Origin of the sequence: Corynebacterium sp. UBA4397 (assembly GCF_002390965.1) — a bacterium.
Lineage (GTDB): Bacteria > Actinomycetota > Actinomycetes > Mycobacteriales > Mycobacteriaceae > Corynebacterium > Corynebacterium flavescens.
In genome coordinates, this window is record NZ_DGRD01000021.1 from 446 (window position 1) to 26,774 (window position 26,329).

The 26,329-nt window shown below is 59.0% G+C and carries 22 protein-coding genes, 1 tRNA gene and 1 pseudogene; 13 read left to right on the forward strand and 11 right to left on the reverse strand.

Translation table 11 applies throughout. From position 1 onward, the window contains the following. Nucleotides 1-230: 230 nt before the first annotated feature. From ppk2 to B2696_RS04880, 8 genes are all read right to left on the reverse strand, one after another. Nucleotides 231-1,118, reverse strand: coding sequence for a polyphosphate kinase 2 (gene ppk2, locus B2696_RS04845; RefSeq protein ID WP_286954257.1), 888 nt, complete (start codon nucleotides 1,116-1,118; stop codon nucleotides 231-233). Nucleotides 1,119-1,222: 104 nt separating this feature from the next. Next, complete coding sequence (locus B2696_RS04850; RefSeq protein ID WP_075729496.1) at nucleotides 1,223-1,657, reverse strand: PepSY domain-containing protein; 435 nt, start codon at nucleotides 1,655-1,657, stop codon at nucleotides 1,223-1,225. Between the two features lie 87 nt (nucleotides 1,658-1,744). Beyond that, nucleotides 1,745-2,614: a fumarylacetoacetate hydrolase family protein gene (locus B2696_RS04855; protein WP_075729497.1), complete on the reverse strand. Its 870-nt coding sequence runs from the start codon at nucleotides 2,612-2,614 to the stop codon at nucleotides 1,745-1,747. A gap of 16 nt (nucleotides 2,615-2,630) precedes the next feature. Beyond that, nucleotides 2,631-3,170, reverse strand: coding sequence for an aminoacyl-tRNA hydrolase (pth, locus tag B2696_RS04860; protein ID WP_075729498.1), 540 nt, complete (start codon nucleotides 3,168-3,170; stop codon nucleotides 2,631-2,633). Nucleotides 3,171-3,322: 152 nt separating this feature from the next. Then, complete coding sequence (locus B2696_RS04865) at nucleotides 3,323-3,967, reverse strand: 50S ribosomal protein L25/general stress protein Ctc (protein WP_286954259.1); 645 nt, start codon at nucleotides 3,965-3,967, stop codon at nucleotides 3,323-3,325. A 261-nt stretch (nucleotides 3,968-4,228) separates the two neighbouring features. Then, nucleotides 4,229-5,203, reverse strand: a complete 975-nt coding sequence (locus B2696_RS04870) for a ribose-phosphate diphosphokinase (RefSeq protein ID WP_286954260.1) — start codon at nucleotides 5,201-5,203, stop codon at nucleotides 4,229-4,231. A gap of 15 nt (nucleotides 5,204-5,218) precedes the next feature. Then, complete coding sequence (glmU, locus tag B2696_RS04875; protein ID WP_376778884.1) at nucleotides 5,219-6,712, reverse strand: bifunctional UDP-N-acetylglucosamine diphosphorylase/glucosamine-1-phosphate N-acetyltransferase GlmU; 1,494 nt, start codon at nucleotides 6,710-6,712, stop codon at nucleotides 5,219-5,221. Nucleotides 6,713-6,728: 16 nt separating this feature from the next. Beyond that, nucleotides 6,729-7,964: an MFS transporter gene (locus tag B2696_RS04880; protein WP_286954262.1), complete on the reverse strand. Its 1,236-nt coding sequence runs from the start codon at nucleotides 7,962-7,964 to the stop codon at nucleotides 6,729-6,731. Nucleotides 7,965-8,048: 84 nt separating this feature from the next. On the opposite strand from B2696_RS04880, the gene B2696_RS04885 reads away from it, so the two are divergent. Next, the gene (locus B2696_RS04885) at nucleotides 8,049-9,650 is read left to right on the forward strand and encodes a multicopper oxidase family protein (protein WP_286954263.1); all 1,602 of its coding nucleotides are present in this window, start codon (nucleotides 8,049-8,051) and stop codon (nucleotides 9,648-9,650) included. Between the two features lie 54 nt (nucleotides 9,651-9,704). Here B2696_RS04885 and B2696_RS04890 read toward each other — a convergent pair whose 3' ends face one another. Continuing rightward, nucleotides 9,705-10,352, reverse strand: a complete 648-nt coding sequence (locus tag B2696_RS04890) for an Ltp family lipoprotein (RefSeq protein WP_286954264.1) — start codon at nucleotides 10,350-10,352, stop codon at nucleotides 9,705-9,707. 594 nt (nucleotides 10,353-10,946) lie between these two features. On the opposite strand from B2696_RS04890, the gene B2696_RS04895 reads away from it, so the two are divergent. From B2696_RS04895 to B2696_RS04905, 3 genes and pseudogenes are all read left to right on the forward strand, one after another. Further along, the gene (locus B2696_RS04895) at nucleotides 10,947-11,555 is read left to right on the forward strand and encodes a TetR/AcrR family transcriptional regulator (protein ID WP_075729504.1); all 609 of its coding nucleotides are present in this window, start codon (nucleotides 10,947-10,949) and stop codon (nucleotides 11,553-11,555) included. A gap of 14 nt (nucleotides 11,556-11,569) precedes the next feature. After that, nucleotides 11,570-15,208, forward strand: coding sequence for a transcription-repair coupling factor (gene mfd / locus B2696_RS04900; protein ID WP_286954270.1), 3,639 nt, complete (start codon nucleotides 11,570-11,572; stop codon nucleotides 15,206-15,208). 335 nt (nucleotides 15,209-15,543) lie between these two features. After that, nucleotides 15,544-16,272 (forward strand): annotated as a pseudogene (locus tag B2696_RS04905) (zinc-dependent alcohol dehydrogenase); the annotation flags it as partial. A 32-nt stretch (nucleotides 16,273-16,304) separates the two neighbouring features. On the opposite strand, the gene B2696_RS04910 reads toward B2696_RS04905, so the two are convergent. After that, nucleotides 16,305-17,792, reverse strand: a complete 1,488-nt coding sequence (locus tag B2696_RS04910; protein ID WP_075729506.1) for an amino acid permease — start codon at nucleotides 17,790-17,792, stop codon at nucleotides 16,305-16,307. 58 nt (nucleotides 17,793-17,850) lie between these two features. Here B2696_RS04910 and B2696_RS04915 point away from each other — a divergent pair, with 58 nt between their 5' ends. Then, nucleotides 17,851-18,462, forward strand: a complete 612-nt coding sequence (locus B2696_RS04915; protein WP_075729507.1) for a MazG nucleotide pyrophosphohydrolase domain-containing protein — start codon at nucleotides 17,851-17,853, stop codon at nucleotides 18,460-18,462. Nucleotides 18,463-18,501: 39 nt separating this feature from the next. On the opposite strand, the gene B2696_RS04920 is transcribed toward B2696_RS04915, so the two are convergent. Next, on the reverse strand, nucleotides 18,502-18,942 hold the full coding sequence (locus tag B2696_RS04920) for a hypothetical protein (RefSeq protein ID WP_286954266.1): 441 nt from the start codon (nucleotides 18,940-18,942) through the stop codon (nucleotides 18,502-18,504). Nucleotides 18,943-19,185: 243 nt separating this feature from the next. On the opposite strand from B2696_RS04920, the gene B2696_RS04925 reads away from it, so the two are divergent. From B2696_RS04925 to B2696_RS04960, 8 genes are all read left to right on the forward strand, one after another. Continuing rightward, the gene (locus tag B2696_RS04925; protein ID WP_276622470.1) at nucleotides 19,186-19,977 is read left to right on the forward strand and encodes a hypothetical protein; all 792 of its coding nucleotides are present in this window, start codon (nucleotides 19,186-19,188) and stop codon (nucleotides 19,975-19,977) included. A 118-nt stretch (nucleotides 19,978-20,095) separates the two neighbouring features. Further along, nucleotides 20,096-21,373, forward strand: a complete 1,278-nt coding sequence (gene eno, locus B2696_RS04930) for a phosphopyruvate hydratase (RefSeq protein ID WP_286954267.1) — start codon at nucleotides 20,096-20,098, stop codon at nucleotides 21,371-21,373. Nucleotides 21,374-21,561: 188 nt separating this feature from the next. Continuing rightward, the gene (locus tag B2696_RS04935) at nucleotides 21,562-22,179 is read left to right on the forward strand and encodes a septum formation initiator family protein (protein WP_286954268.1); all 618 of its coding nucleotides are present in this window, start codon (nucleotides 21,562-21,564) and stop codon (nucleotides 22,177-22,179) included. A 54-nt stretch (nucleotides 22,180-22,233) separates the two neighbouring features. Further along, nucleotides 22,234-22,782 carry a DUF501 domain-containing protein gene (locus tag B2696_RS04940; protein WP_075729512.1) on the forward strand — a complete coding sequence of 183 codons (549 nt, stop codon included), beginning with the start codon at nucleotides 22,234-22,236 and terminating at the stop codon, nucleotides 22,780-22,782. Nucleotides 22,783-22,833: 51 nt separating this feature from the next. After that, nucleotides 22,834-23,793, forward strand: a complete 960-nt coding sequence (locus B2696_RS04945; protein WP_075729513.1) for a Ppx/GppA phosphatase family protein — start codon at nucleotides 22,834-22,836, stop codon at nucleotides 23,791-23,793. A 57-nt stretch (nucleotides 23,794-23,850) separates the two neighbouring features. After that, a tRNA-Leu gene (locus B2696_RS04950) sits at nucleotides 23,851-23,924 on the forward strand. Nucleotides 23,925-24,295: 371 nt separating this feature from the next. Beyond that, nucleotides 24,296-25,303, forward strand: a complete 1,008-nt coding sequence (locus B2696_RS04955) for a 3,4-dioxygenase subunit beta (RefSeq protein ID WP_286954269.1) — start codon at nucleotides 24,296-24,298, stop codon at nucleotides 25,301-25,303. A gap of 117 nt (nucleotides 25,304-25,420) precedes the next feature. Continuing rightward, a complete protein-coding gene (locus B2696_RS04960; RefSeq protein ID WP_075729514.1) occupies nucleotides 25,421-26,221 on the forward strand; it encodes a Bax inhibitor-1/YccA family protein in 801 nt (266 codons plus the stop codon). Nucleotides 26,222-26,329 lie beyond the last annotated feature (108 nt).

A 26,329-nucleotide genomic window follows, 5' to 3' on the forward strand; every position in this document is an offset into this window, starting at 1 on the left:
AAACTGTGGATAACCCACCAAGCCCGGGGCGGTTATCCACAGGCACGCCACCTAGCCAGAACTTGGCAGTGCAATAGCAAAGCCATCCGACCTATCCTGAAGGATCGGGCTCGGTGCTGACCAACAAAACCAATGCACTCTACAACCGGAAGAGCTACTTTGTTGGCGCTAGTTCTGGGGGAATCCTAGCGCCGAGAGGTCTGATTTTCATCAGGCTCTACTTCAACTCTTTACTTTTCTTCTTTGTTCTTCTTCTCTTTCTTTGCCTCTTTCACCTTGGATTTCTCCAGTCCGGAGGCGACATCCGGCACGTAGCGGAACTCATCGCGCGGCGGGCGCTCATAAGGCTTTTCGGAGGCTGGGCGCGCGGGGATTTCGGGCAGTTTACGCTGAATCTTCTCATAGGGGATGGTGGAGAGCAGATGAGAAATCACGTTGATACGAGAGCGCTTCTTGTCCTCGGACTCGACGGTGTACCACGGTGCGCTCGGGGTATCGGTATGAATGAACATCTCATCCTTCGCGCGCGAGTAGTCCTCCCAGCGGGTGATGGACTGCAAGTCCATGGGGGAGAGCTTCCAACGACGCAGCGGATCGTTGCGGCGTGACTTGAAACGAGCAATCTGCTCCTCATCCGAGACAGAGAACCAGTATTTGCGCAGCATGATTCCGTCCTCAGCAAGCATGCGCTCGAAGACAGGGGCTTGGTGGAGAAATTGCACGTATTCTTGGTCGGTGCAAAAACCCATCACGCGCTCGACGCCGGCGCGGTTGTACCAGGAGCGGTCAAAGATGACGATCTCGCCTTTGGTGGGCAGCTTTTCGACGTAGCGTTGGAAGTACCACTGTCCCTGCTCACGGGAGTTCGGGGCAGGAAGTGCCTCAATGCGGCAGGTACGCGGGTTGAGGTACTGGGTGATGCGCTTGATGGCGGAACCCTTACCGGCGGCGTCACGGCCCTCCATGATGACCACCACGCGGGCCCCGGTTTCCACGACCCACTGCTGCATTTCGACGAGCTCGGCCTGAAGGCGTACGAGTTCCTTCTCATAGGCCTCTTTATCCAACTTGGCGGGCTTCGTCGCTGCTGATGTCGACTTAGATTTCTGTTTACTCATTCTATCGATCCTAGTAGCTTGGACTCCCGCCATGTGCGGATAGAGCTGAGATCTACGAAGCACACCACCAACAGTTGCGGCGAAGAGAGCGAGCGGCGCTGCGGCTAATGGTTGTCGCGGTCGTTGTCGACGTGGACAATCTCCTTGCTCACAGCATCGATATCGTAGTCGTAGTCCATTCCATTGGCGCTGAACTCAAGTTCCCAGATTCTGCGCCCATCATCGGTGTCCAGCTCCGCCTCGCGATCACGCGCGGCATCCGCGGCCACGCCAGAGTCGGCGAAGGCAATGGCGAATGCCTCATCCGCGGAGATTTCAGCCCCGGCTGCGTCCGGAGCTGGGGATTCTTCCCGCGGGCTCTCTGTGACAGTGACAGTATCTCCCGTGGGGCTTTCTGGCTGTGAGGCGGAATTGGACCCACAGGCTGCGAGTACGGTGGCGAAAGCTACGGTGCAGGTTCCGGCGAGGACACGGTTGTACTTCATTTCGTTTACCTCCATGAAGTCGTCGAGGAAAAGTGCTTTTGGGATAGCAACCATTGAGCCATAATTTCTTCGTTCCCGCAGAAACCGGCACCCCCATCTTCTCACCCCTGCCCGCGCCCAGGCAGTTACTTTGCCACACCCTTAGCTGTGGCAGGAGCAATCCTCGCCACAGGTTTCAGGGGCAGCGCCGAAGTGCGTTGTATTAGAAATATGCCCCAATCCCTCGATGTCGATGTCGACACTCTGGCCGTCGTGGATGAAGGCCTGCGGGTCACGCGCAAAGCCCACTCCTTCGGGGGTACCGGTGACGATCACGTCTCCGGGGTTAAGCGGATAGATATGGGAGCAGAATTCGATGAGCTCGGCCACGGAGAAGATGAGATCGTCAGTATCGTCGCTTTGGCGTACCTGACCGTCAACGGTCGTCGTCAGCTTGGCATGGGAACCGGGTGACCACTCGTCCGCCGTTGTAAGCCAGGGGCCGAATCCCGCAGTCTTGTAGAAGGACTTGCCTGCATGGAATTGCGAGGTACGGCGCTGAAAATCCCGCAACGTGTAATCATTCATGATGGCATAGCCGGCCACATACTCGAGTGCATCGGCGCGAGTGACCTGATGAGCACGTTGCCCAATTACTACGGCCAGTTCGCCCTCGTAGTCCAGCTGCGAAGTGGCGTAGTCAGGAATGAAAATATCGTCATAGGGGCCGGTGAGGGCCTCCGGGAACTTGATGAACAGGGTGGGGAACTCAGGAAAATCGCGGCCCATCTCGCGAATATGCTTGGCATAGTTGAGCCCAACGCAGATGATCTTGCCTGGAGTGGGCACTACCGCATCAAGATCTGCGGGGTCGAAGACGAGGGGCTCGCCCGAGATGTGCGCTGATTTACGCCAGTCCTCGCTGCGCAGCAGTGCTCCGACATCATCGAAGTCAAGTTCCACACCGACGCGCGGAGCATCGATGCGGATAGCGGTTGTTCCATAAGCAGTGCGCAGGGTGGCTAATTTCATGAGGGATAGTCTACGACTATCCCAGGTTCTCACGCAGCAGGTCTACGGCATCGGCGCAGATAATCGGAATCTCTGCAGACTCGCGTTTGCTCCACGGTTTGAGCACGAAAGCCGCTGGGTCCATTCGCCCGGGTGGACGCCCAATGCCGATGGACAAGCGCTGATACTCCTTGGTGCCCAGCGAGGATGTGCAAGAGCGCAGCCCGTTGTGGCCGTGGTCCCCGCCGCCGAGACGCAAACGCAAGGCTGCAAAATCGAGTTCCAGCTCGTCGTGGACCACCACGATACGCGCCGGTGGCACATCGAAGTATTGTGCCAGCGATTTAACGGGGCCGCCGCTGAGGTTCATGAAGCTGCGCGGCTTGGCCAAGATGAGCTTGGAGTTGCCTTCGCGTGCCTCAGCGACCTCAGTATTGCTTTTCTTGTGTACGGAAAAGCGCGCGCTATACTCGCCGGCTAGTTCCTCCAGCACGCGGAAACCGATGTTGTGCCGAGTGTTCTCGTACTTGGGGCCGGGGTTGCCAAGGCCCACGATAAGCAGGGGGGTGGTGTTCACGGTTTCTCATTGTGACACATAGAAATACGCTTGGGGCTCTTAGGTGAGGTGCTAGCGCTTAAGCCAAAAACAGCGAAGCACCCTTATTCGCCCCAGACAATAGAGTCAGGGAGAATAAGGGTGCTGTGTGCACAGGAAGTGCGGGGAGAGTTTTACTCCTCGCCCTCGGCCGCTGCGTCCGCGGAGGACTCAGCACCAGCCTCGGCGCCGCCTTCCTCAGCAGCCTCAGCGGCCTCCTCGAGCTCCTCATCAACCTCAGGCAGGTTGATGGAGACGATGGCGGTCTCGGGGTCTGCAACGAGGGTGGTGCCCTCCGGCATAACCAGCTCGCCGGCGGTGATTACGGTGCCCTCTCCAAGGCCCTCGATGGACAGAACAATCTCTTCTGGAATGCTCAGTACGTCAGACTCAACCAGGATCTCGCTGGCGTCCTGCAGGTACATGGTGCCCGGCTCCGGCTCGCCCTCGATGGTGACGGGAACCTCAACCTCAACCTTTTCGCCGCGCTTAATAGCCAGCAGGTCGATGTGGTCGATGTCGAAGGTCAGGACGTTCTGGTCAACGTGCTTGACCATGGCCAGGTGCTGCTCGCCCTCGAGCTCGAGCTCGAGAACAGCGTTGACGCCGTGGTTACGGACGAGGGACTGGATTTCGAGGAGGGCAACGGAAAAGTGCATAGGATCCTGCTTGTTGCCGTAGATCACGCCGGGGACGCGCTTTTGCTGGCGCAGGCGGCGGGCAAAGCCCTTGCCAAACTCGTTACGTACTTCTGCCTTGATAATTTCGCGCTCTGCCATGAGGCACTCTCCTTGAATAAAGTCTTTTACGGGGATGCGGCGGCCGACGAGGTAGAAAAACGACGAAAGCCTGCCGATGGACGTCTTGGACGAGTCATCGCAGGCTAGATAGCACAGTGCTCAAACTATAATCGCGTCGATAACGGTTTCCTGCTGATAATACACAGGTTGCCCTCGCCGAGACGCCCCATAGCGTAGCATGCGCCAGATAAGGAAACCAAAATGCCTGTAACTTCCTCATTTGGTGCAGCGGTGCGCTGGCTACTCGGTTTCGAAAAGCGTGGTCACGGAACCATTCTCGAAGATTTCGTGGATGGTACGGGCCAGCAGTGGCGCAATGGAGAGAACCGTCAGGTTGGACCAACCCTCAGTGGACTGCGGCAGCGTATCGGTGGTGATGATCTCCTTAGCGCCGCACTCGCTCAAGCGCTCGCGTGCCGGATCGGAGAAGACGCCGTGGGTACAAGCAATGACGACGGACTTGGCACCGGCCTCACGTAGGACGCGGACAGCGCCGGCGATGGTTCCGCCGGTATCAATCATGTCATCGAGCAAGATGCAATCCTTGCCCTCTACCTCGCCCACGACGCGGTTAGACACGGTCTGGTTTGCTACCTCGGTGGAACGTGACTTGTGGACGAAGGCCAGCGGCGCGCCGCCGAGCTCGTGTGCCCACTTCTCCGCGACCTTCACGCGGCCGGCGTCAGGGGAGACGACAGCGAGGTTGTGGATGGGGTAGTGGTTCTTGATGTAGTCAACCAGGATCGGCATGGCGTGCATGTGATCGACTGGGCCATCGAAAAAGCCCTGGATCTGGTCGGTGTGCAGATCGACGGAAACAATGCGATCGGCTCCAGCAGCCAAGAGGAGGTCCGCAACGAGGCGGGCGGAGATGGGCTCACGGCCGCGGTGCTTCTTATCCTGGCGGGCATAAGGATAGAAGGGCAAAATCGCGGTAATGCGCTTGGCGGAACCACGCTTGAGCGCATCGATCATGATGAGCTGCTCCATCAGCCACTTATTCAATGGCTGCGTGTGCGACTGCATGACGAAGCAGTCGGCGCCACGCACCGACTCCTCGAAGCGGATGAAGATTTCGCCGTTGGCGAAGTCACGAGCGGTGGTGGGAACCAATTCAGTCTTGAGCTCCTTGGCTACAGCCTGAGCCAATTTCGGGTGTGCACGCCCGGAAAATAGCTTCATATTCTTGCTGCTGCCAGTTACCTTGCCAGTCATGGGAGAATGTGCCCCTTACTCTTTGTTTTCCTGTTCGCGGGCAGCGGCCTCGGCCGCCGGAGTGCCCGGACGCTTCTTTTGTACCCAGCCCTCGATGTTGCGCTGCTTTCCACCGGAGACCACGAGTGCTCCCGCGGGAACATCGTCTTTGATTACTGTACCCGCCCCGGAATACGCGCCATCACCGACGTTGACCGGAGCGATAAACATTGTGTCAGAACCGGTACGCACGTGGCTGCCGATATTAGTGTGATGCTTATTAACCCCGTCATAATTGACAAAGACGGAGGAGGCGCCGATGTTGGATTCCTCGCCCACCGTGGCATCCCCAATGTAGGTCAGGTGCGGAACCTTGGAGCCGCGGCCGATCTGAGCGTTCTTTGACTCAACGAAGCCGCCAAGCTTGGCTCCCTCCCCAAGCAGCGTGTGCGGGCGAATATAGGTGAAAGGTCCAACGTTGGCATTGGTGCCGATGACGGAGTCAAAACCGTGTGTGCGCACAACTTTGGCTCCGGAACCAACCTGCATGTTTGTCAGTGTGGAATCCGGGCCGACCTCGGCGTCCTCAGCAATAGAGGTGGTACCTAGCAATTGAGTGCCAGGATAAATAGTGACATCGGAGGCGATGGTGACAGTCACATCAATCCAGGTGCTCTCCGGATCGATGATGGTGGCGCCGGCGAGCATCGCGGAATGCACCACGCGCCGGTTGAGCTCGCGCCCTGCGCTAGCGAGTTGAGCTCTGTCGTTGACTCCTGCCAGCTCGGCTGGATCCTTAGCAGTGTAGGCGCCCACTTTGTGCCCCTCTTTGCGCGCGATCTCCAACACATCGGTGATATAGAGCTCACACTGGGCGTTATCGGAATTCAATTCCTTCAGCGCGTGGCGCAGTACCGCGGCATCGAAGGCAAAAACGCCCGAGTTAACCTCGTCGACGAGGAGCTGCTGCGGGCTGGCATCCTTGTGCTCGACAATCGCCTCGACCTGGCCATCCGCAGTGCGGATAATGCGTCCATACCCGGTCGGGTCCTCTTGGTGCATGGACAATACTGTCACGGCGTTTCCCGCTTCGACGTGAGATGCGGCCAAGTCCTGCAGGGTCTGGGGGCGAAGCAATGGCACATCAGCATTGGTGACGATGACGGTTCCCTTAAATTCCGGGATGGCGGCGATGCCGCAGGCCACCGCGTCACCCGTGCCCTGTTGCTCGGGCTGGACGGCCTGGATGACCTCGTGGGTGAGTTCCGCCGAAATCGCATCGATGGCGGGGGAAACCAGCTCACGCTGGTGCCCTACAACGGCGACGATGTGGACAGGATCTAGACCGTCTGCCGCATGCAGAGCGTGGCCCACGAGGGGGCGCCCGCCGATGCTATGCAAGGTCTTGGGCGTCTTGGACTTCATGCGGGTGCCGGCGCCGGCCGCGAGGACGACGATGGCGCAAGGTTGTGTTGCTACCACTGGAATGGGAACTCCTGGGGGTCTCGAGTCTGAGTTTGCTTTCCACATCTTAACGCCCCTCGTCCTAAACGGGGGCTGATACATCCTTCAGCGCCCGCGCGCGATAGGAGCCAAATAGGCCTACACAGGAAAAGAAGAGCAGAGTCGCTATCGGACCCGCGAGGGCGACAGCAGCAGAAATTACCCCCAGAACCAACAGAATGAGGCCCATCATCGTGTTAGCTGCACCCACGTATTGGGTGCGTCGGTCGCCGCTGGCCATGTCCACAACATAGGTTTTGCGCGCGACACGGATGAAGGTGTGGGCAAGGTTGACCAGAAAGAAACCCAGCGGAAGCGCCCAGGCGTTGACGGCGGCGGGCGCCCACGCAGCGCAGGCAATGACGCCCAACAAAGTCAGGGAAGCGGCTAATGCTCCCGCCGACATCACGTCTTTCGAGGAACGGTCTGACCAGATACCGGAGATCCTGCCGCCGATGAGGCTGGCCATACCGGAGGCAAGCACGAATCCGGCCAGGCCACTGAGAGCGCTGTGACCGGAGGAGCTAGCCAGGGCCACGATAAAGGAGGTAGATAGCGCGGTAATGAGCATCAGCGCGCGCACGTTGACGAAGGCGCGGAAGTCGGCTTCTTGGCTGTAGAGCCGCCAGGTATCTGTGAGCCAGTGCTTGTCGATGCCCCGCTCAGGAGTATCAGTATCTGGTACAGGTTCTCTGATCCCCCGGAAAATCTCGGCGGCCAACAGCCAGAATATGGCCCCGCAGCCCAGCACCACGGCCAGTGCCCAATTGGGCACTGGGCTAAACAGTGCCAGGGTAACTCCCGTGATGAGTGTGCCGGCCCCGCCTATCTGAGCGGCGCGACCGGTCACCAGGCCGCGACTTCCTTTGGAGATTGTCCTGCCCTGCACGTCCTTGCCGGTGATAGAGCACAAGGCTCTAAAAATCGAGAGAAAACCAAGCACCACGATGCTGAGTACCCCGAGAAACCAGGACTTCGTGAGCAGGGCTGCGGCTGCCAGCCCTAGGGCGCACAGACCCTGGCCCACCGAGCCCACCAGCCACAAGCGCTTGCGGGCGGCGTGGATGCTGACCCAAGGCGTCAAGGCTGCTTGAGGCAGCATGGAGCCGGATTCACGGATAGGAACCAGCAGGGCGGTAAAGACGTGGGGTACGCCAGCGGCATCAAAGATCCAGGGCAGGATGGTCTTGGCTGAAACGAGCTCGTCAGCAATGTTCTGCAGGCCATTTGACCAAGCAAAGCGCCGCGCTGCGGGCGCTTGAGATTGAGAAGAAGTCATGAGGACTTTCAGCTTATGTGAGAAGGGACCACCTTTGAGAACTCGTGCACCTGTCAGCGGCGAGAGACTCTAGACTCGGTAGTCATGACTGGATTTCGGATGCAAAGGCGCACCTTCTTCAAAGGCGCGTTACTCTTGACCGTCGGGGCAACGCTGGGACCTACCGTAGCGGCATGCTCATCCACGCACGACCAGGAGGAACCCGCAGGATACGAGGGTGAGCCTCGCCCGCTTCCTATTCCGCCGCTCCTCGAGTCGGAAGTGGAGGGAGACTCCCGGGTATTTAAGCTCGACGCCCAGGACGGCCATTCGGAGATTCTGCCCGGGGTAACTGGCACCCGCACGTGGGGTTTTAACGGAGCCTTCCTCGGACCTACCTTGCATGCGCGCCGCGGAGAAAAGGTCCGCGTCGAGGTGCACAACAGCCTCATCGAGATGACCACCGTACATTGGCACGGCATGAAGCTTCCCGCTTTTTCCGATGGCGGCCCTCATTCACCCATCGAGCCGGGGGATACCTGGACTCCCAGCTGGACGGTGGAGCAGCCAGCGGCCACGTTGTGGTACCACCCGCACCCCCACCTCGCTACTGCGGCACATGCCTATCGCGGTCTGGCGGGAATGTTCCTCATTGATGACGAGGTCACTGAAGCGCTTGACATCCCCCACGAGTATGGCGTCGATGACATTCCGCTGGTGATCATGGACGCGAAGTTCAGCGAGGACGGCCAGCTGGATCACTCCTCCGATTCCACGCTGGGTCTGCTGGGGACAACCCCCGTTGTCAACGGTATAACCAACGCTTCCTTCCAAGCCCAGACTCGGCGGGTGCGTCTGCGCCTGCTCAACGGGGCGTCGATGCGTTTTTATACCCTCGCTCTTTCCAATAAGAAGTCGATGCAGGTTATCGCCACGGATTCCGGGCTTCTCGAAGCCCCCATAGAAACCGATGAGATTTTGCTCGGCCCTGGCGAGCGAGTCGAAGTTCTGGTGGATGTCGAGCCCGAGAAAGAGATAACCCTAGAGTCTCTCCCACGGCGCGATAACTTCGGCATTCCCGAGGACGAATACTCGGTCGACTTCGGCTTTAAGGATAAGTTCGACATCCTGCGACTGGTCGGCCCGAGCGCTGAAGCTCAGGAGGCACCGCCGGTACCCGAGGTACTGGATCCGGCCGCGGCCGAGACTCCTGCAACGGAGGGGCTGACGCACCGTGACTTCGTTCTCAACACCTTCATGATCAATGGCGAATCCATGGATATGTCGCGCGTTGACCTCACCATTGATCATGATGAGCCGGAGGTGTGGACTGTCACCAATGAAAACTCTGATTGGCCGCATAACTTCCACATCCACAATGCCCGTTTCAAGGTCCTATCCTTCTCCGGAACCGATGTTGAGGTCGCCCACGCTGGGTGGAAAGACCTTATCAATCTTCCTCCTAATGCCAGCGCGGATCTTGTGGTCGAGTTTGGACACTTTCCCGACCCCACCATCGCCTACATGTATCACTGCCACATGCTGCTGCACGAAGACGAGGGAATGATGGGACAGTTCGTCATAGTAAACAAGGGAGACAAGGCAGATGTCCGGGTGGAACCGGGAGCCTTGGTCTTTGAGAACAAAGACGCCCACTCGCAGCATGCGATGGGCGTGGTAGACACCTCGCGCAGTCCTTATGCCTAGCTGAAAGCTAACACTGAGACTGCGGTCGAGGCTGGGACTGAGGTTTTCTGCGCTTTACTGGGGAAGGTTATCCACGGCGTGCTGAGCCTGCTCTGCGGTGAACTTCTCGCCGTACTCGCTGGTGAGCTGGTCGTAGATGGCTGAGGGAGACATCGACATGTTGTCTTGATAAGACTTCGCCTTTTCCAGCGCAGCGGCGTTGTAGTCCGCGTCGAGATTGTCAATAGCGTACTGGGCTGCGTCAGGGCTAAATCCCTCGCCGTACTCGCTGGTGAGCTGGTCGTAGATGCCCTGCTGGGACATGTGCATCATCTTGGAATACGTGCCGGCTTTCTTGTGCGCTGACTTATATTCGCGCGGTACGTCTGCTGCGGGGGCTGCCGGAGCTGGTTGCGCATTGCCATCTTCCTCAGGTGAGCCCGCTCCGGCTTCTTCCTGTGCTTCATTATTCGCCTGCAGGGCCTGGCTGGTAGTCGGTGCCGAGCTCGAGGTGGAGCCTTCGCTCTTTTCACCCATGGAGCTGAAAATGGCGAATACTGCTACGACCGCGATGATCCAGAACCACCACTTCTTCCAGATCGGCTTCTTGGGCTTGATCCCGCCATTGGATTGGGCTGCGAACTGCTGCGCCGCGGGGTTCTGCTGCGGCTGTGTCGCTACAGGGGACTGATTCTGAATCGGGGACTGATACGGGTTTGACATTGGGACAACCTTCCAAGGGAGGAGATAGAGAAACTTCTAGGAAAGCAGCCACCAAATATAAGCCGGTAGTTGCTAATCCTGCGCCGCCCCTAGTGAGCGGATAAACGTCATTGAAACAGCCACGGCGGACATCCAAACCAATTCAGGGAACGTCTATTCGAACTGGGGTGAGCAATACTCACCTCAGGACTGGATCCTCCGAACTTTGGGGTCTCTGGTGGTGTGGCGCGTTCACTGCGCGCAGTGGCCAAAAACTTCAAAAACTGGTCACTATTTACCGTCAACACGCCAGCGTGACATGAGTATGCGTGAGTGCGGCGCACGTGAATTGGGTTGAGAAAATCCCCGCCTCCAGCAAACTGCATGTGGAGACGGGGATTAATTGCTTCCCCACCAGGACTCGAACCTAGAATGACGGTACCAAAAACCGTAGTGTTGCCGATTACACCATGGGGAAAGGATTCCTGGACTATATAACGCTATTGGCCAAAGCGAGCGCAAATCCTGCAGCCAGATTAGGGTACCCGAGCCCGCAGTGTTGGGGAAAGAGGGGCTTGGTTAGTGGTGTCGCGGTTTCGCGATAGGCTAGAACCCATGGTTCGACAGAGGATGACGGGCCGCGAACGTCGTGAGCAGCTCATTGCAATTGGGCGTTCCGCATTCGCGGAGTTGGGATTTAGCGGCACCAGCGTGGAGGAGATGGCCGCACGCGCGGGTGTGTCCAAACCCGTGGTCTATGAGCACTTCGGCGGCAAAGAGGGCCTCTACGCAGTCGTTATCGACCGTGAGCTCCTCGCCCTAGAGGAGCTCATTACTCGGGCCCTCGAAAGCGGAACGTGGCGCGAACGCATCGAAAACGCGGTCGTGGCTTTGCTGACCTATGTTGAGGAAGACACAGATGGTTTCCTTATCCTTGTCCGAGATTCAAAGCCGGGCGATCAGCGCAGCTTCTCCACGCTGCTTAACACCGCGGTCAACCAGGCTTCGCACTTCTTGGGAGAAGCCTTCGTGCGCCGCGGGCTCGATTCGGAACTGGCGCCCCTTTATGCCCAAGCGCTCGTGGGCATGGTGGCCATGACCGCCCAGTGGTGGCTCGATGAGCGCACGCCGGATAAGGAAGTCGTGGCCGCCCACATCGTAAATCTCAGTTGGAATGGATTGTCTGGAATGGAAGCAAAGCCCAAGCTCGGAGGAAAGCGCTAATGAGTACTACTCCAATGCTGGGGGGACTGCTCAAAGTCTGCGCCACTGATCCGAAGCTCAAGGGGCTGCTCGCACAGGTGGGCGCCAAGAACCTCGCCATCACAGGTATCGACCAAGCGCGGTCGTGGGCCATCGGCGCACTGGCTCATCGCACTCGCCTGCTAGTGGTGACAGCAACCGGGCGTGAGGCCGAAGACCTCACTGCGGAATTGCGTGCGATGGTGGGGGACAAGGTGGCCTTCTTTCCCGCGTGGGAAACCCTCCCGCACGAGAGGTTGAGCCCTGGTGCAGACATCGTCGGCAAGCGCGCACGGGTGCTCGACCACCTGGACGAGCTCTCCGTTGTGGTCACCGCCGCCCGTGGTTTTGCGCAGCCGATTCTGCGCGAGGTCGAAGGGCGAGCGCCACTCAAGCTCGTAGAGGGCGAGGAATACCAATTCGACCACGTGGTATCCGAGCTGCAGTTTCGTGCCTATAAGCACGTGGACATGGTGGCCAAGCGCGGCGAATACGCCACCCGTGGCGGCATCGTTGACATTTTCCCCACCACGCTGGACTACCCGGTTCGCGTGGAGTTTTGGGGCGATGAAATCAGTGACATCCGTCAATTCTCTGTCGCGGACCAGCGCACCATCCCCGAAATACAGGTCGGGCATGTAGACGTCTATCCGGCTCGCGAGCTTCCCATTACCCAAGAAGTAGCCGCGCGCGCAGCCCAGCTGGCGGTGGAGTTTCCCGGAAACCCGGCCTTGGTCGAGCTTTTAAGCAAAGTGGGGGAGTACATCCCCTCCGAGGGAATGGAGGCGCTGCTGCCGGCCCTCAGCACCTCGGAGATGGTTTCGTTGCCCGAGTTCATGCCGGGGGACACCCACGTGCTGCTCATAGCGCCGGAGCGGATCCATACCCGGGTTGCGGATCTGGAGTCGACCGATTCCGAGTTCCTTGCCGCCGGTTGGGAGGCCGCGGCCATGGGCGCGGATGGACCGCTGGCTACCGAGGGCCTCGACACGAGTGCGGGAAGCTACCGTTCCTTTGAATCGCTAGAGGTCACCGTGGAAAAGCACGGCATGCCGTTGTGGACTTTCTCCCCGCCAGGCATGCTCGTGGCCGATGAATCGCAGACCCTTCCCCTCGAATTTGAGGCGGGCCCAGCCCCGCGCGGTGACATCGCAGCCATCGAGACTATGATGTCCGAGCTTTTGGCACACACCAACGCTGGAGGGAGAGCCGCGTTTATTGCGCCTGCGCAAGGCGCAATCAAGCGCATGGTCGAGCGTTTTGCCGAGAAAGGCATTCGCACCAAGGTAGCCACGCCGGGCTGGGAGCCTAGCGCGGGCGAGGTCACCCTCTACCAGGCGTTGAGCCATGCCGGACTCGTATTCCCCAAGGTGCGCAAGCTCAAGGATGCGCAGGCGCTGCCGCTGGTTGTCATCACGGAGACTGATCTCACCGGCAACCGCGTCGGCGATATTGCCGGGGCCAAGCGTCGTCCGGCCAAGCGCCGCAACCGCGTTGACCCGCTGGCGCTGAAGCAGGGCGATTATGTCGTGCATGAGACGCACGGTATCGGTCGTTTTCTCAAGATGGCCGAGCGTACGATTCAGTCCGGTGATGAGACCTCGCGGCGCGAATACATCGTCCTCGAGTACGCGCCAGCCAAGCGTGGGCAGCCGGCAGATCAGCTGTGGGTGCCCATGGATTCCCTCGATTTGCTGAGCAAGTACTCAGGCGGAGAGTCGCCGACTCTGTCCAAGATGGGCGGCTCGGATTGGAAGAATACCAAGAAGAAAGCACGCGCCGCTGTGCGAGAAATCGCCGGCGAACTCGTGGAGCTCTACGCCAAGCGGCAGTCCGCGCCCGGGCATCAATTCGCCCCGGACACGCCCTGGCAGGCGGAGATGGAGGATAACTTCCCCTACGTCGAGACCGAAGACCAGATGTCTGCCATTGAGTCGGTCAAGCACGATATGGAATCCACGGTGCCCATGGACCGCGTCATTGTGGGCGACGTCGGTTATGGCAAGACCGAGGTAGCCGTGCGAGCGGCATTCAAGGCGGTGCAGGATGGGATGCAGGTCGCGGTTCTCGTGCCCACGACTCTGCTTGCCCAGCAGCACCATGAGACTTTTGTCGAGCGCATGTCCGGATTCCCCATCGAAATCAGGGTGCTCTCGCGCTTTACCTCGCCCAAAGAAACGAAGGAAACGCTCAAGGCTCTCGCGGATGGCACCGTTGACATCGTTATTGGTACCCACCGGCTGCTCCAGACTGGCGTGCACTGGAAGAACCTGGGGCTCGTCGTCGTCGACGAGGAGCAGCGCTTTGGCGTGGAGCACAAGGAACACATCAAGGCCTTGAAGGCCTCCGTCGATGTCTTGACCATGTCCGCCACTCCGATCCCGCGCACCCTGGAGATGTCTATGGCCGGGATCCGTGAGATGTCGACCATTCTTACCCCGCCGGAGGATAGGCACCCCGTGTTGACCTACGTCGGTGCCTATGAGGACAAGCAGGTTGTCGCCGCCATTCGCCGCGAGCTGTTGCGTGATGGACAGACCTTCTTCATCCACAACAAGGTGGCTGACATTGAGAAGAAGGCGCGCGAGCTGCGTGACTTGGTTCCCGAGGCCCGCATCGTGGTCGCTCATGGGCAGATGAACGAGGAATTGCTCGAGCAAACAGTGCAGGGGTTCTGGGACCGGGAGTATGACGTGCTGGTGTGTACCACCATCGTGGAGACGGGCCTGGATATTCCCAATGCCAACACACTCATCGTGGAAAATGCCCACCACATGGGGCTCAGCCAGCTCCACCAGCTACGCGGGCGCGTCGGGCGATCCCGGCAGCGCGGTTATGCCTACTTCCTTTATCCGAAGGGTGCCACGCTGACGGAGACTTCCTATGACCGCCTAGCAACCATTGCCCAGAACAACGATCTCGGTGCCGGTATGGCCGTGGCCATGAAAGACCTGGAGATGCGTGGTGCCGGAAACGTGCTTGGCGCGCAGCAATCCGGGCATATCGCCGGCGTCGGATTCGACCTTTATGTCCGTTTGGTCGGTGAGGCGGTAGATACCTTCAAAGCGCTCGCGAAGGGGGAGATCCCCAAGGCCACGGATGATGGGCCGAAGGAGATTCGCATCGATCTTCCGGTTGATGCGCATATCCCGGAGAAGTACATCAACTCTGAGCGCCTGCGCCTAGAGGTCTACCGCAAGCTCGCCGCCTCCAAGAACAATCAGGATCTGCGCGTGGCTGTGGAGGAAATGGAGGACCGCTACGGTCCCATCCCGCGGGAAGTCACGCGCCTGCTCGCTGTAGCACGGCTCCGCCATCAGGCGCGCCGGGCCGGGGTTTCGGACATTACTGTGCAGGGCACTCGCATCAAGGTGCATCCGGTAGTCTTGCCTGATTCCAAGCAGGTTCGCCTCAAACGCCTTTACCCGGGATCGACGTATCGTCCCGCGGCGCAGGCAATCCAGCTTTCCTTCCCCAAGGCCGGTCGAAACGTCACCAGCCCCAAGCTGCGGGATGTTGAGCTTCTGCAGTGGATGAGTGATTTCTTGGCGAGAATGTTTGATCTAGACAAGCTCGACGTCATGGGAGGAGCCGCACCGCAGGCAGGGGCGGAGGTAGTCTCCGTCAGCCAATAAGCGCTCTGTATCCGGAGTGGGGGGGGTAAGACCCCAGACTTTGCAGAACTTAATGAGATGAATGTCACTTTTAGTATTAGAATGTGATATGCCCCATGTGGTGCGATGTAGGGAAGAAGATGCCGTGATCTTTGAGGCTGCGTCAAAGTTCGCAGAATTAACAGCCGGGGGAGGGCTCCTGCCCGAAACTGTCTGTGTCCTTAGCGTGGGGAAGCGACATGCTTTCCATCCAACATGGCCTTAAGGGCTCAAGGAGTCTCAGAGATTATGAACCAGCACTTCACCGCAGCAGTCATCGATGAATTCGACAAACCTCTCGACATCCGCGAGGTCGAGAGGTTTGTCGCACCGGCCGCGAGACCTTCTGCAATGAGGCCGAGTTCGGCGGCTACACCGTCGATGGGTCCTTCGGGGAGTACATGCTCGTTGATACGCGCTACTGCGCCCGCATTCCCGAGGGCTCCGATCCAGTGGAGGTGGCGCCCATTCTGTGCGCCGGCGTGACCGTGTACAAGGCTTTGAAGGTTTCTGGGGCCAGCCCAGGCCAGTTCGTCGTTATCTCTGGCATCGGCGGCCTAGGCCACCTAGCGGTGCAATATGCGGTGGCCATGGGGATGAGGGTCATCGCGGTCGACATCGCGGATGACAAGCTCAACCTGGCCAAGCGGCATGGCGCAGAGTTCACGGTCAATGCCCGTAGTGAGGATCCGGCGGAGGCAGTCGCCGAGTATACCTCGGGTGGTGCGCACGCAGTGATCGTCACGGCGGTGCATCCCGACGCCTTTGGCCAGGCAGTAGGGATGGCGCGCAAGGCAGGGACCATTGTTTTCAATGGCCTTCCCGCAGGGGAGTTCCCCGCCTCCATCTTCGATATCGTGCTAAACGGACTGACCATCCGCGGTTCCCTCGTCGGCACGCGTCAGGACCTAGAGGAGGCCCTCGACTTCTATGCGCGTGGCAAGATCAACCCTACGGTTAAAGAAGTAAAGCTTGGCGACGCCAACGAGATCATCCAGGGCCTCGTCGATGGCGCCATCGACGGGCGTCGCGTCATCCGCTACTAGGTGTGCTGAGCCTTGTGGGGTATGTAGGAGAGCTAGAAAGAGATCTGGCCGTTGAGCAAACCCCACACGGCCGCTACCGCGCCCACAGAGATGATGGTGACGACGCACCATTCGAAGGCGTTGAAGATGCGCTCCTTCTTGTATATCCGGGTTCCTACATAGGGGATAAGACCGGGAACAACCGCCAAGGCGCCCAAGAGAACATAAACTGGGTCGGCGGCGTAGATAAGCCAGAGAGAATAGACAAAAGCCACGGTGGCAACCACTAAGTGCTTGCGGTTTTGGCGAGTGCTCACCTCGGGCCCGGAAAGATCGAAAGCAGCGCCCTTACGCGTCCGGTTGAGACCTTGGCCGCGCACGGTGAGCAACAAGAGATACAACGAGGAAAAGATATAGGGCAAGAGGTACATGATGGTCGCGAGCTGGACCATGGCGTTGTATGAGGTCTCGTTGAGGAAGAACACGATGATGAAGAACTGAATCACGCAGGTCGATACCAACTGTGCGGCCCATGGAGAACCCGCCTTGTTTATGGTGCCGATCCGCTGAGGCAGCAGGCCGTCGAAAGCCATCATGACGATGGGCTCGGCGCACAAGGTTTGCCAGGAAACATAGGCGCCCAGTACTGATAGGCACAGTCCGATGGAGATGAGCGCGCCGCCCCACGGGCCAACGGCGGCGGTGAGCACCGATGCCATCGAATTATCGGGCAAGGCGGCGAGGTCTTCTTGGCTGAGTACGCCGAAGGATAGCGTGGACACGGATACCAAAAGCACCAGCACGGAGAAGAAGCCGATGATCGTCGCGCGACTGACATCGGAGCGGGTGCGGGCCTGCTTGGAATAGACCGAAGCGCCTTCCACACCGATGAAGACCCAGACGGTAAAGAGCATAATTCCCTGGATCTGCTTAAAAACCGACGTGTCTGTGCTCGTTCCCCAGAAATCGAAGCTGAACTTGTCCCAACTAAAGCCCAAGAATGCGACTAGGACAATGAAGGCGAGGATGGGCAGGATCTTGGCCACCGCCGTGACCATATTCATGAACGCAGCTTGTTTAATCCCGCGGGTCAAGAGCGCAAAGATGCCCCAAGACAAGACGGAGACCGCAATGGCTGAGGTCCAGCGGTGATCGCTATCAAAGATGGGCAGATAGAAGCCGACAGTGTTGAAGAATAACGTGGCATAGCCCACCTGGGCCACGACCGAGCCGAGCCAGTAGCCCCAACCCGCGGCGAAGCCGATGAAGTCACCGAGTCCTGCGCGCACGTAGGAATACACCCCGGATTCCAGGTGGGGCTTGCGGTGAGCCAAGATCTGAAAGACGAAGGTCACCGACAACATGCCCATGCCGGCGATGAGCCAACCTATGAGCATGGCGCCGGGCCCGGCGACGGACGCGATGTTTTGGGGGATGGAGAAGATTCCGGCGCCGACGGTGGAGCCGATAATGAGAGCCACAAGTGTCCACATATTGACGGTGTGGGACTTCTTTCCGAGCGGAGAGGTGCTGGAGGTCATTAGAATAAAATACCCCGTGCGCGACGCTGCGGGGCCAATACGCCTATACTCCTAGCCCATGACTGTCCTGTTGTTAGATGAGCGGTGGCCCACGATGATTCCGATGGAGGCCATCGGAAAGCTTTATGGGCCGGCCCATTTCAGCGCCGAGGTGCCAGTCTCTGTTCGATGGAACTTTGGCGAGTACCTCAACGGGGAGGATGCCACAGGCCGTGGGGTCTTGGTGAGCACGCAGGCCCAGGACGCAGACGTTAAAGAGCGTATTGCAGCCGGAGAGCAGGTTTTCGAAGCTCCGTCGCGCAAGGATCCGATCTTCTTGGCGCAGCAGGTGATGGCGCAGGCCTGCCAGCTGGGGGAGTGGGAGCAATCCCAGACCCACGCCACGTTGATTCCTTATCTGCGGGAGGAGTCAGAGGAGTTCATCGATGCCATTGAGCAGGGCTCTGGCGACGAAGAACTCTGCAAAGAGCTGGGGGACGTATTCCTCCAGGTCCTCTTCCACGCGGAGATTGCCAGCCGCCGCGGCGCTTTCGCGCTTGACGACGTCGCCTCCTCTTTCATCACCAAACTCCGCTCCCGCGCCCCTTATCTTTTTGACGGAACCGCGCAGCTAGTACCCCAAGAAGAACAGGAGGCGCTGTGGGCCAAAGGCAAAGAGCGCGAAGCGTAGCTAGCTAGCCAGCTAGCTACGTGCTTGGCGAGTCTCGTTCTACTTGAGGATATCGGCGAGGAGGGCCAGATCGGCAAGCTGGGACGATGCTTGTGCGGAGAGCGGGGAATCAAATCCGGGGATGGTCGGGTCCGGCTTGACGAGGCCACACTCGAGCGCGCGATCCGCCGTGACGTGCGCGTATTGGGCGCTGACAAGATTGACGTAGATATTCTTGCGCTCTTCCGGGGTGAGACCGCGCAGGTTTTTGATCAGCTGCGTGCGAGTGGTGGACTCCGTTAGTACCTTGCCCCCGGTGCGCTTATTGAGCTCGTTGAGCACGAACCCCAGAGTCCTACAATCGGTCTTCTTGATGCCGTCTACGATGACCGAGTTGAGTGCAGCGGCATTAGCGGCAGGCTGTGCTGAAGCGGCTGGGGCGGCGATACCAGTTAGTGCGGCGGCGGCGATGAGTGCTGCGCCAAAGCGGCGAAGATACATGAGATTCCTTTACTTAGTAGCTAGTAATAGCGGATGAGATAGTGAGAGCGGCTGATAAATGACAGCTTAAGCACAGGAGTATAGCGACAGAAAGCACCTTATGTGGCTCAAGTTAAATGGTGTGACATAACTGGTGCTCGGTAGCGGCAGTCCTGCTGCCGATCTGGGAGTACTCTGCGCAGTTGCTGGGACGGGGACTGCGGATAGGGGACTTGAGTCAATCCTTGGGTAAACTTCTTCCTCATGACACGAAGACTGCGCAGAATTGGGGGATGCGGTATCGGTGTCGTTCTAGTGGTGATCGTCATCATCTCGCTCGTGGGATGGGTGCTCTCATTTTTGGGCAAGCCCACCGCTTTCGATGAGCTGGCTCCCGTCCCACAATCCATGCCGCCGGAACCTGGTGCAGAAGTTCCCGCCATAGACGTAAACTCTGGCGGCCGTACCGCAGACAAGCTGACTTTTTGGGCCGAAGATCTTTCGGCACAGACGGAGATTGAGCCCCAAGCCCTGCGCGCTTATGGCAACGCGGAGCTTGTTGCCCGCGAGCGTTTTCCCAATTGCCACATTCGCTGGAATACTATTGCCGGTCTGGCCTATGTGGAAACTCGCCACGGTACGTACAACGGAAACTGGTTCAAGCCGTCGAAGCTGGATGAAAACGGATACCCGGATCCTCCGATTGTCGGAATCGCTTTGGACGGTACCAATAACACCGCGAAGATCCCCGATACAGACAATGGCACCATCGACGGCGACTCCGAGCATGATCGCGCGGTAGGCCCGCTGCAGTTTTTACCTCAATCCTGGGAGCAAGTAGGCGCGGACGGCAATGGTGATGGCGTTGCCGATCCCAACCAAATCGACGACGCAGCGTTAGGTGCGGCGGCGCTTTTGTGCTTTGGTGACCGCGATCTCTCCATCGAAGAAGGCTGGAAAGCTGGCGTCCTAAACTATAACCAATCCCTCGACTACCTGCGAAAGGTTCAATCCGCGGCCAACTCCTATTCCATCCCGCAGCGCGCAACCTCCTAGATTTCTCTCCAGTCGGCGTCACGGAATCGGGTTTTCTGGAACAATTAGTTAAGGGTGCTTGAGGGCTTTCCTCAACACATCCACGAACTAGAATCGGCTCAATAGGAGTAGAAACAGCATGGCTGACATCATCCACGTTTTCGGACGCGAAATTCTTGATTCCCGCGGCAACCCGACCGTAGAGGCAGAGGTCTTCCTAGATGACGGAGCGCACGGCGAGGCCGGCGTCCCTTCCGGCGCCTCCACCGGCGTCCACGAGGCCCACGAGCTGCGTGACGGAGGTGACCGCTACCTCGGTAAGGGCGTGCTGCAGGCCGTCCAGAACATCAACGAAGAAATCGCGGACAAGATCGCCGGCTTCGAGGCGGATGACCAGCGTCTCTTGGACGAGGCACTCATCGCGCTAGATGGCACGGAGAACAAGTCTCGCCTCGGTGCCAACGCCATTCTTGGCGTGTCCATCGCTACCGCTAAGGCCGCCGCCGAGTCGGCCGGTCTTCCCCTCTACCGCTACCTCGGTGGCCCGAATGCCCACGTGCTTCCGGTGCCGATGATGAACATCGTCAACGGTGGCGCTCACGCAGACTCCGGCGTTGACGTCCAGGAGTTCATGATTGCTCCTATCGGCGCTGAGACCTTCTCCGAGGCACTGCGCATGGGCGCGGAAATCTACCACGCCCTCAAGTCCGTCATCAAGGGCAAGGGCCTGTCCACCGGTCTGGGTGATGAGGGCGGCTTCGCCCCCGAGGCCGAGTCCACCAAGGCAGCACTCGAGCTCATCACGGAGGCCATCGAGAAGGCCGGCTACGAGCCGGGCAAGGACGTCGGACTGGCCCTCGACGTTGCTTCTTCCGAGTTCTACAAGGACGGCAAGTACCACTTCGAGGGCGGCGAGCACACCGCTGAAGAGATGGCACACGTCTACGAGGAGCTCCTGACCGAGTTCCCGATCGTCTCCATCGAGGATCCCTTGCAGGAAGATGACTGGGAGGGCTACACCAAGCTGACCGCAGCCATCGGTGACAAGGTGCAGATCGTCGGCGATGACTTCTTCGTCACCAACCCCGCCCGTTTGGCAGAGGGCATTGAGAAGAAGGCCGCAAACGCACTACTGGTCAAGGTCAACCAGATCGGCACCCTGACTGAGACCTTCGACGCCGTGGAGATGGCACACCGTGCCGGCTACCACACCATGATGTCCCACCGTTCCGGTGAGACCGCTGATACCTTCATTGCTGACCTCGCAGTTGCCCTCAACTGTGGCCAGATCAAGACTGGTGCGCCTGCTCGCTCTGAGCGCGTGGCCAAGTACAACCAGTTGCTGCGCATTGAGCAGGAGCTCGGTGATGCGGCTGTATATGCGGGTCGTTCCGCTTTCCCGCGCTTCAACGGCTAATTAGCTAGAGAGCAAGACAGCTCAACGGCTCAACCGTTCAACGCTGCCGGACTTGGATCCCTCTTGCAGGAGGGGTTGAAGGCCGGCATTCGTTGTTTTAGCTGCTTAGAGCGTCTCAGAAAGTTTTATCCTGCTCCTCTCGCGCCGCTTCGCCCCACGGGCCTAGGTGGCGGCTACTATGGGAACCCATGGCACGCAAGACAGACAGCGAGAAAAAGCGCCGGACTACGGTTCCGGTAGTCTCCCGCACCGCGAAAGAGCACACCTCTTCTGCCCGTCGTGCAGTGCAGCCCCAGGCAGCCAAGATGACTATCGTTGGCGTGGGAATCATCATCTCAATAGTGGTCGTCGTCTTGCTGACTATCGCTGTGCCTTTGCGTAACTACTACCATGGGCGCTCTGAAATCGCCCGCCTCAATGAGTCAATCGCAGCCAAGCAAGCCGAGAAGGACTACCTCCTCACCGAGATTGATCGCTACCGCTCCGATGAGTATGTGGAACAGGAAGCACGTCGGCGCTTTGGTGTTGTGGCCCAAGGTGAGACCGCCTACCGGATCATGGATCCGCAGATGACCCCAGGGCATACCGTTACCACGGACCGTAGTGCAGAAAGCGATGACCGTTCCTGGTACGAGGTGCTCTGGGATTCTGTGGCCGAGCCACCGAAGGATGCGGAGAAGATGAACTCAGATGTGGATCCTGGCCAACTGCCCACCGAGGATAATGTCGCTCCTGCCGAAGAATCGGACGTTCCTGACAGCGGGGTCGGTGCCGCCGTCAACGAGGGTGCGAACACCGCAGGCTAGGCCGCAACCTGCCAAAAGGCTCTCCGAGCGTGGGCGCGTGAGACAATGGTGCCTATGACTGTCAACGATGCAGACCTATCCATAGTCAGCAAGCAGCTGGGCCGTGAGCCGCGCGGCGTCCTCGACATTGCTTTCCGTACCCCGGATGGACAACCCGCGGTTATTAAGACGGCGCCGAAGCTGCCGGATGGGACGCCTTTTCCCACGCTGTACTACCTCACTGACCCACGTCTGACCGCGGAGGCCTCACGCCTCGAAGTCGCCCATGTCATGAAGTGGATGGAGGGCCGCCTAGCCCAAGACGAGGCTCTGGCGGCGGACTACCTAGCCGCCCATGAGCACTTCTTGGCTAAGCGCAACGAGATCGAGGACCTCGGCACCACCTTCTCCGGTGGGGGAATGCCTGATCGCGTCAAGTGTCTCCACGTTCTCATCGCCTACGCACTGGCTGAAGGCCCCCAGCACTTTCGCCTCGGCACGGAGGCGGTCGCCTTCGCCGCGGACCACGGTAAGCTGCGTGGGACGGCCATCCCGCAGGACTGGCCCACGTTGGAGGAGCTGGGCATTGATCTTCAACAGTTCGATTTCTCTAACGCCGAATAAGAAGGTTTCGCGGTAGCCAGCGCGGCCCGTGAGAAAGGAATACTAGAACTTATGACTCGAGTGGCAGCCGTCGACTGCGGGACCAACTCCATCCGCCTCCTCATCTCCGAGGCGCAGCCGGATGGCAAAGTTCGTGACATCCTGCGTGTCATGGAAATTGTGCGTCTTGGCCAAGGTGTCGACGCCACAGGGGAGTTCGACCCCGCGGCTCTCGAGCGCACGCGTGTGGCGCTGAGCGGCTTCGTCCAGCAGATGAAGTTCGAGAACGTCGAGCGTGTGCGCATGGTGGCCACCTCCGCCACTCGAGATGTGAAGAACCATCAGGAGTTCTTCAACATGACCGCGGAGTTGCTCGGGGAGATTCAACCGGGAGCTCAGGCGGAAGTGATTTCGGGCGAGGAAGAAGCCATGTTGTCCTTCACCGGTGCCGTGGCGGATCTCTCGGCTGAGCGCGGGCCCTTTTGCGTCATTGACCTAGGAGGTGGATCCACGGAGTTTATCGTCGGAACCATCGACGGGGAGATTATGGGTTCACATTCGGCCCAGCTGGGCTGTGTTCGCCTTACCGAGCGGATCATGCGCTCGGACCCGCCCACTCCCGCTGAGATTGAGATCGCTTCCGAGTACGTGGCTGAGCGCACCGCCGAAGTCGAGAAGATCGTGCCTATCGACAAGGCCAAGACCTTCGTCGGATGTGCGGGCACCTTCACCACCCTCTCCGCCCTAGCTCAAGGTCTCGAGCGCTACGACGCCGACGCTATCCACGGCTCCGAGCTTCGCTTCGCCGCGCTGCGGGTGCTGGCGAAGCAGATACTCAAGGTTCCCTCCGATGTTCGCGCACTCAACCCAGTCATCCACCCCGGCCGCGCCGATGTCATCGGCGGCGGGGCAGTAGCGGTTGAAGGCATCATCGACATGATTGAACGTAACTCCTCGGCGCGCTCTTTCTTCATTAGTGAGAAGGACATCCTCGACGGAATCATCGCCGGTCTGGCTGAGGAACTGACCTAAGCCCACCCGATTTATGGGCGGCCTTCATCATCGCATAGAATCGAAGTCGCCCTTTTGGCCCCCATAGCCCAATCGGCAGAGGCAGTTGACTTAAAATCAATTCAGTCTGGGTTCGAGTCCCAGTGGGGGCACTTTGTGAAGTCTCGAGACATTGTTCCTATTTGATGTCTCGAGACTTTTGCGATCCACGTGGAGGCCAATCGGGGCGTTCCGGAAGTCTTGGCGGTGGCGCGTCGGGGTCTTTCTTAGGGGTGATGCTTTCTGGCGTCCTGGGCGTGCTGCGTTGCAATCGAGATGCTTCGATATTCGGGCTTGTGATGGCGCAAGTATGTCACGGAACCAGACATCGCTGGGGAGACTCTTGTGAAACGCAGTCTCAGCACTGGCTCGTCCGGGGCAGAGGAAGCTACGGGCGATTTTCCGGTGTTTGTCCAGCAAATCCCTTGTTTGCTTATGGGTTTAGCGGAGAAGTTTTTCAGAACTTCCCTTTAGCTTTATTTCTATGAGCACATCAAATACCCTTTTCGAGGGCCGACCGCTCGCCCGCCCTTCCGAAGACATCGACGACCAAGGACTCAGTTTCGACGTCCGAACCGTTCTTTCTCGCCGCCGCATTCTCGGTGTATTGGGGGTCGGTGCCGGCTCGCTGGCCCTGGCTGCCTGTGCTCCTGCCTCCAAGACGGAGACGGCGGCTTCGCAAAGCACGACTTCGTCAAGCGTGGAAGCGGCAGAAGACCTCGTGGAACTCAACACGGAGACCGCCGGCCCCTACCCGGGCGATGGATCCAATGGCCCGGATGTGTTGGAAGCCTCTGGCATTGAGCGCCGCGATCTCACCCAATCGATCGACGGTAACGGGAGTGCCACCGGAACACCTATGACCCTGACGATGAACCTCATTGATATTTCCAGCGATAACTCCCCGCTGGTCGGGGCCGCAGTCTACGTCTGGCATTGCAATGGCAAGGGCGAGTATTCCATGTACTCGGACGGGGTCACCGAGCAGACCTGGCTGCGTGGCGTGCAGATCACCGACTCCAACGGACAAGTCAGCTTCGATAGCATTGTCCCCGGTTGCTACACGGGGCGCTGGCCGCATATCCACTTCGAGGTCTTTCCCTCGATAAATGACATCACCGATTCCACCAACAGCGTCCTGACCTCGCAGATCGTAGTGCCGGAGGAGGTGTGCAGCCCAGTATATGAAGGCGCGGACTACGTGGGCTCGAGCGATAACCTCGCGCGTATCACGCTGGCGACCGACACCGTGTTCTCAGATGGATGGCAGGCGCAAACACCCACCGTGAGCGGCGATGCCTCGCGTGGCTACGCTCTAGGAATCGATGTTCTGGTGGACCCGACCACCAAGTCCGAGGCCTCCGGCGCACCGATGGGTGGTGGCGGCCAAGGCGGTCCCGGCGCACCTGACGGCGGCACTCCTCCGCAAGGGGAGTTTCCTGGTGGTCCCCCGCTTGGCGAAGGCCCGTCAACACCAGATCGTGCACAGTAAACGCAAAAAGTTTCCACAAGTGGGAACTAACTGTCTGCCAGGAGCGTTGAAAGGGTTGAGCATAATTTAATACTGCTATCTTCATAAACTTCAATTGCGAAAGGAATCGGGATTCCATTGCGCTCTAGCAACCCGGTAATGAACTCTTTGACCAAGTCTGAAGCCCAAGCGGGATACGCTCCTTCGGGCTACGGAAACTCCTACGAGCAGCCACCTCATCTTAATGAGCGTCCCATGACGGTCGATGATGTTGTGACCAAGACGGGCATCTCCTTGGCCGTCATCATCGCTTTCGCCGTGGTCAACTTCGCAATCGGCATGTTTGTTAGCACCCCTGCGGCTCTCGGCCTGACGCTCGTCGGCGCTCTGGGCGGTTTCATTACCGTCTTGGTAGCTACCTTTGGCAAGAAGTGGGCTTCTGCTCCTGTTACCCTTACGTACTCGGTCTTTGAGGGCCTTTTTGTTGGTGGCTTCTCCTTCGTCTTTGCCAACATGCAGTTCCAGGGCAGCAACGGCATGGCTCTCATCGGCCAGGCGCTGATGGGTACCGTCGGCGTATTCCTCGGAATGCTGTTTGTTTATAAGACTGGCGCGGTCAAGGTGACGCCGAAGTTCAACAAGATCATGTTCGGCCTCATCGCCGGCGTTGCAGTCTTGGCCTTGGGCAACCTGCTCCTCGCCGTGTTCACCGGAATGAGCCCGCTGCGTGATGGGGGCATGCTGGCAATCATCTTCTCGCTGGTGTGTATTGTCCTGGCTGCAATGAGCTTCCTCACGGACTTTGATCAAGCTGACCGCATGATTCGCGCTGGTGTACCGGCCAAGAACGCTTGGGGCGTAGCGCTCGGCCTATCCGTTACCTTGGTCTGGCTCTACACGGAGATCCTCCGCCTCCTGAGCTACTTCCAGCAGCGCTAATAACTAGCCTTTACAACCGAAAGACCCTCACGGCAAAGTTCGTGAGGGTCTTTCGTGCTCTCTCTAATCCCAACGTCCGAAACAGAGGGCTAAGGAGCAGGAAGTGTG

Bases quoted from the DNA above. Each gene is read 5' to 3' on its own strand.
- ppk2 (WP_286954257.1), bottom strand. From the start codon at position 1,118: ATGAGTAAACAGAAATCTAAGTCGACATCAGCAGCGACGAAGCCCGCC.
- B2696_RS04850 (WP_075729496.1), bottom strand. From the start codon at position 1,657: ATGGTTGCTATCCCAAAAGCACTTTTCCTCGACGACTTCATGGAGGTA.
- B2696_RS04855 (WP_075729497.1), bottom strand. From the start codon at position 2,614: ATGAAATTAGCCACCCTGCGCACTGCTTATGGAACAACCGCTATCCGC.
- B2696_RS04865 (WP_286954259.1), bottom strand. From the start codon at position 3,967: ATGGCAGAGCGCGAAATTATCAAGGCAGAAGTACGTAACGAGTTTGGC.
- B2696_RS04870 (WP_286954260.1), bottom strand. From the start codon at position 5,203: ATGACTGGCAAGGTAACTGGCAGCAGCAAGAATATGAAGCTATTTTCC.
- glmU (WP_376778884.1), bottom strand. From the start codon at position 6,712: ATGTGGAAAGCAAACTCAGACTCGAGACCCCCAGGAGTTCCCATTCCA.
- B2696_RS04880 (WP_286954262.1), bottom strand. From the start codon at position 7,964: ATGACTTCTTCTCAATCTCAAGCGCCCGCAGCGCGGCGCTTTGCTTGG.
- B2696_RS04885 (WP_286954263.1), top strand. From the start codon at position 8,049: ATGACTGGATTTCGGATGCAAAGGCGCACCTTCTTCAAAGGCGCGTTA.
- B2696_RS04890 (WP_286954264.1), bottom strand. From the start codon at position 10,352: ATGTCAAACCCGTATCAGTCCCCGATTCAGAATCAGTCCCCTGTAGCG.
- B2696_RS04895 (WP_075729504.1), top strand. From the start codon at position 10,947: ATGGTTCGACAGAGGATGACGGGCCGCGAACGTCGTGAGCAGCTCATT.
- mfd (WP_286954270.1), top strand. From the start codon at position 11,570: ATGCTGGGGGGACTGCTCAAAGTCTGCGCCACTGATCCGAAGCTCAAG.
- B2696_RS04910 (WP_075729506.1), bottom strand. From the start codon at position 17,792: ATGACCTCCAGCACCTCTCCGCTCGGAAAGAAGTCCCACACCGTCAAT.
- B2696_RS04915 (WP_075729507.1), top strand. From the start codon at position 17,851: ATGACTGTCCTGTTGTTAGATGAGCGGTGGCCCACGATGATTCCGATG.
- B2696_RS04920 (WP_286954266.1), bottom strand. From the start codon at position 18,942: ATGTATCTTCGCCGCTTTGGCGCAGCACTCATCGCCGCCGCCGCACTA.
- B2696_RS04925 (WP_276622470.1), top strand. From the start codon at position 19,186: ATGACACGAAGACTGCGCAGAATTGGGGGATGCGGTATCGGTGTCGTT.
- eno (WP_286954267.1), top strand. From the start codon at position 20,096: ATGGCTGACATCATCCACGTTTTCGGACGCGAAATTCTTGATTCCCGC.
- B2696_RS04935 (WP_286954268.1), top strand. From the start codon at position 21,562: ATGGCACGCAAGACAGACAGCGAGAAAAAGCGCCGGACTACGGTTCCG.
- B2696_RS04940 (WP_075729512.1), top strand. From the start codon at position 22,234: ATGACTGTCAACGATGCAGACCTATCCATAGTCAGCAAGCAGCTGGGC.
- B2696_RS04945 (WP_075729513.1), top strand. From the start codon at position 22,834: ATGACTCGAGTGGCAGCCGTCGACTGCGGGACCAACTCCATCCGCCTC.
- B2696_RS04955 (WP_286954269.1), top strand. From the start codon at position 24,296: ATGAGCACATCAAATACCCTTTTCGAGGGCCGACCGCTCGCCCGCCCT.